Annotated in this window: 1 pseudogene; it reads left to right on the plus strand. The window is 28.6% G+C overall.

Annotated elements, in window-relative coordinates:
* Positions 1–419 (plus strand): annotated as a pseudogene (locus IM284_RS23240) (exonuclease SbcC); the annotation flags it as partial.

Genomic DNA, 419 nt, shown 5'->3' on the forward strand with positions numbered 1-419 from the left:
CGTATACTAAAGAAGTTTTCAAATATATATATAACGTACTAGACACTGACATATCCGATATTGAGCAACAAATATCAGATAAAAGATCTGAATTAAACAACTTGCGTAAAAAGTATGAACATGTTTCGGAGTTTTTGCGAGAGACAGGTTATGAAAGCATCCCATCAATTGATGATGCAATAGAAGAATGTGATTTAATCTATGATTCGTTGAACATTGAGCTTCACTCATTAAATAGTAGTATGATGGCAAACTCTGACAATTACAATCAGTTTAAATCGTACCATTCAGAATTCAACCTAAAAATAAAAATGATCGTAAGAAGCATTGAAGAAATAAATTTAAAAAAAGATCAATACATTAGACTTAAAAACGATTATATTAATGACATAAAGAAAATAAAAGCAATTCATTTGGCT

Origin of the sequence: Enterobacter cloacae complex sp. P12RS (assembly GCF_014895875.1) — a bacterium.
Taxonomy (GTDB): Bacteria; Pseudomonadota; Gammaproteobacteria; order Enterobacterales; family Enterobacteriaceae; genus Enterobacter; species Enterobacter bugandensis.